The organism is Paractinoplanes deccanensis, assembly GCF_016862115.1.
In the GTDB taxonomy this organism is placed as follows: Bacteria; Actinomycetota; Actinomycetes; order Mycobacteriales; family Micromonosporaceae; genus Actinoplanes; species Actinoplanes deccanensis.
This window is the reverse complement of record NZ_BOMI01000233.1, coordinates 1-4,029: the sequence shown is the minus strand read 5'-3', so window position 1 is coordinate 4,029 and position 4,029 is coordinate 1. Positions and strand designations below refer to the sequence as shown.

The window sequence follows — 4,029 nt, the reverse complement described above, 5'->3', positions numbered from 1 at the left end:
AAGGAGACCCGGTGAACGTGTTCGCGTTCATCGAGGCGGAGAAGGCTGGCAAGCACAACGTCAAACGCGCGTGTGAGTTGCTCGAGGTCTCCAGGTCCGCCTACTACCAACGCCAATCCGGTGTGCCATCGCAGCGCCGGCACGTCGACGCCCAGCTCACTGAGCGCATCACCGCCGTGCACGCGATGTCGAAAGGCACCTACGGCGTGCCGCGGATCCACGCCGACCTCGCCGGCGCCGGGCTGCGGCACGGCCGTAAACGCGTCGCCCGGCTCATGCGAGCCGCCGGGCTCGCGGGCAAAAGCCCACGCCGATGGCGGGCCACCACCATTGCGGATCCGGACGCCGGCGCCCGTCCCGACCTCGTCGGCCGAGACTTCGCCGTCGACCCGGCAGCCGCCGACACCCGCTGGTGCGGCGACATCACCTACATCAACACGTGGCAAGGCTGGCTCTATCTGGCCACCGTCATCGACCTGGCCTCGCGCCGCATCGTCGGCTGGGCCGTCGCCGATCATCTCAAGACCGACCTGGTCGACGCCGCCCTGACCGACGCGCTCATCCGGCGCCGGCCCGCGTCCGGGCTGATCTTTCACTCCGATCGCGGCTGTCAATACACCAGTGCCCAGCACGCCCGTCTCGCCGCCGCTCACGGTATTCGCCTGTCGGTCGGCCGGCGCGGGCAATGCTGGGACAACGCCGTCGCCGAATCGTTCTTCTCCACCATCAAAACCGAACTCATCCACCGGCAGCCCTGGTCCACCCACCAAGCCGCCCGCCAGGCCATATTCGAGTACATCGAAGGCTGGTACAACACCCAGCGGCGGCATTCCAGCCTCGGCTACCTCAGCCCAGCCGCGTTCGAAGCCACCGCTTCACACCCACGGCCCATCAGCCTCGCCGCCTGAATAAGATCAACACATCGACCTTGTCCGTCAAAACGGGTCAGGCCCACCCTGACCCGTCTGGCCTGCGGGTTTGAGATCGGCGTGACAACGGCTTGGCGTTACGTCCGCGAGGTAATCGACCTCCTCTCCGCCACCGCCGACGACCTTGATACGGCGATGGCCAGGATCCGGCTGCTCGCCTACGTGGTGCTCGACGGCACTCTGATCCCGATCGACCGGGTCGCCGACCACAAGCCCTACCTGGCCTGATCGCGCCTGCTTAACGACCGAAGCCCCTCGGTCAATATTTTGACGGGAACATGCATCGGTGATACGCGAGAGAAGCCGCATTGACTTCGTGGCCTTCGATGGTGCGCAGTGTCGCCCTAGTGGTATGAGTCGATTTGATGTGAAAGTCGTCCTCGACGACGATCGCGCCGTTGTCGAAGAGGACGTGACAGTTCGGGCACAAACATAGAAGGTTGTCAGGAGTGTCGGTCCCGTCATGTGGACGACCGAGCGGCCGGATGTGGGCACCCTCGGCGTAACCTCGACCATCGATTGCCAGCCTTATATCGCACACCTGGCAGGTGTAATCATGCAGTTCCTTGACGGCTCTTGCCAGGCCGGCCGCGCGGACGATCCGGTCGGCGACGCCGGTGCGTCGCCCAGGGGCTGTCGTACCTTCTGGAAGTTCTGGCCTATGTGTCGTAGCCGCGGGATTTGCGGCGCTTCCCGCCTTCGGGTCGATTCGGGTTAGGCGGTAGCGGCAAACCAAGAAGCCGCGCCGACCCCGCTCCTGCCATGTCCGTTCAACCATAAACAGGCCGTCGTATCGGTACCCGGTTGCAGGGGCGTAAGGATTCTTGGGGTCGGGTCCGCGAATGACGCGTACCGGTGCGGCGGCGAGGTGGCTTGTGATGAGGGCGGCATTGCCGACTGCGTCAGGGGTCTGATCGGCGATTTGGAGGCCGGTGTTTTGATCACGTCCTCCGTGGCCGGTGTAGGTAATCACGTCACCGTAGTCTTCGTCGTCCTCATATCCCCCAGATACAACGATGGACTCGGCGCCGGTGTCTTTCGTGCCTACGATGCCAGCTTGTAGCGCACGATGGACTCGATGCTCCGCTACGGTCTCACGGTCGGCGAAGACAGTGCCCACAGCGACACCCGGCACTTCGCCGAAGCCGCGAAACACCGTCGCATCGATCTCGAAGTAGTCGAGGACGAGCCTTGCCCTCGCCTCGTCAAGCTTCTGCACAGCGGCGAGCGCGAACCGCTCGAGAGCGGCATCGTCGGCCAGCAGTTCGTAGGCTGCTTCCGATAGCCCTAGAAGCGGGTTTCGCTTGTTAACCCATCGGACTGCACCCGAGCCGTGCGCGGCTGGTGCCTTTTCGGTGCTCTCAAGCTCCCATAGGTCCGATTTGGCCAGAGCGAGAACGGGGTAGGCAGCGACATCGGCCTCTGTGCTCCCGCTCAAGGTTGCGATCGCGGAGCCCAGCTCGGTTCGAATGTCCGACCACCGACTAAGACGGGCCTCACCCTTGCACGCGCGCTTGGCGGCCCACACCAACGCGACGGGCTGATGAACGGAAGGCATGCCGTTACTCCGCCCCAGGCGTAAGCGAGCAAGCGAGGCCGTCACGTCGTGAAGGTCCATGAGCAGGCTCCCGCGAGTTGTAGGGTGCAATTTTCGACCGACCCTATCCTGAGGGGAGGGTACGACACTTTCCGCCGCGGCTCAGGGACATGCCGCCGCCACCCGCAGGTCGTCGAGCGCAATCAATGACGCACCGGCCTGGTGATCGCTTAGTGCAGCAGCGCGATGGCCCGGACGGCCGCGGCCGCGTTGATCGGCTGGGCAGTTAGCGCGAACTCGTCGGTCCACCGCGTTGCGACGGTTGGTGCCCTGGCGGAAACCCGCGATACAGGTTGTCAATGGTGGATCCACCCCGGGCACGTCTCACCCGGGGCGAGACGTGCCCGGGCGATGACGTGATGTTCCTACGAACGCGGTTTTCCACAGGTGGTTTCCTGTGTAGCGGCGACTGTGGATAAGTCGAGGTCGCCACGCTCGACTGGTGCATCTTCGTCGCATGAACGATGCCGAAGCCGTACGGGTCCATCTGGTCCGGATCGAAGGTTTGATCGCCAAGCACGGATGGGCGATCCAGGGGGTTGGCGGGAGAACACCCGCTGACCCCGGTTGTTTCTACACTGTGGGGCTGACCGCGGCCGGCCGGCCGGAGCTGTGTCTGGCGGCGCTGTCCCCGCCGCTATCTGCCCAACTGCTCAATGCTGCCGTGAAGATCCATCTCGGCGCAGAGTTGAAGCACGGCGATGAAACGGGCGACGTCGCTTCGGTGCCGCTGCGGGTGATCAGCGCCCCGGAGCTGGAAATGAACGTCGCCCAGGCGCTCTACGGACCCCAAGTCCTAGCTGTACAACTCGTTTGGCCTGATAGTGAAGGAAACTGGCCGCCCAGTTCCCGCATGGCGCAGCGATTGTTCGGAGAACCATGGTGGTGACCTGACCAGCGATCAACTCGGACTACAAACGCAGCTTGCGGGACAGTTCGCGCACGAAAGGAAGCTGGCCGGCGGTGACACTGGCGACCTGATGGTTAGGCTCGACTGGTCGTCGAGGAGATTGCCGCGCCGCTATGGCGCCAGTGCCTCCGACCGGGTATTTGTGGCGGCGAGCGGCGTGGTGATGCACCGTTGTAGCTTCGCTGGGTCACCGCAAGGCCGGCGGTGGTGCGAGCGATCGACTCGTTGTTCGGTCGTAGGGATGCCGAGGTGCTGGGCGAGGTACCGGCCGAAGGCGTCGAGGATGACGAACGCCCAGCCCTCGGCCGCCGCCTGCCGCGACGCCTCGTGCAGATCGGGCCGGCTGGAGGCCAGCATCGCGATGCCGCTCGATCAGCTCGCTGCTAACATCGGTGGCGATGACCCGCACCACCAGACTTTCCGCACGAACAGCGCCGGCGGACCGGGTGGTTCCGACCGGCCGCATCGGCTGCATCTTGACCACTGGCAACCTGTACACCGTGGTCAGTGGCGAAGCCTGGGCCACCCCGTCCACCGCCGACGTGCTTATCGGGGACCCTGGCCGGATCGACCCGTACATGCGTGATGCCTAG

Annotated in this window: 4 protein-coding genes and 1 pseudogene; 4 read left to right on the top strand and 1 reads right to left on the bottom strand. The window is 64.7% G+C overall.

Annotation, left to right across the window (positions count from 1 at the left end):
• Positions 1–908 (top strand): IS3 family transposase (locus Ade02nite_RS48770; protein ID WP_203778284.1); only part of this gene is annotated, 908 nt, incomplete at its 5' end.
• A 45-nt stretch (positions 909–953) separates the two neighbouring features.
• Positions 954–1,148, top strand: a pseudogene (locus Ade02nite_RS48765) (helix-turn-helix domain-containing protein); the annotation flags it as partial.
• Between the two features lie 40 nt (positions 1,149–1,188).
• On the opposite strand, the gene Ade02nite_RS48760 reads toward Ade02nite_RS48765, so the two are convergent.
• Entirely contained in the window at positions 1,189–2,547 is a 1,359-nt protein-coding gene (locus Ade02nite_RS48760; RefSeq protein ID WP_239169641.1) for a YDG/SRA domain-containing protein, read from the bottom strand.
• A 436-nt stretch (positions 2,548–2,983) separates the two neighbouring features.
• Here Ade02nite_RS48760 and Ade02nite_RS48755 point away from each other — a divergent pair, with 436 nt between their 5' ends.
• Positions 2,984–3,415, top strand: a complete 432-nt coding sequence (locus Ade02nite_RS48755) for a DUF4262 domain-containing protein (RefSeq protein WP_203778283.1) — start codon at positions 2,984–2,986, stop codon at positions 3,413–3,415.
• A 419-nt stretch (positions 3,416–3,834) separates the two neighbouring features.
• Complete coding sequence (locus tag Ade02nite_RS48750; RefSeq protein ID WP_203778282.1) at positions 3,835–4,029, top strand: hypothetical protein; 195 nt, start codon at positions 3,835–3,837, stop codon at positions 4,027–4,029.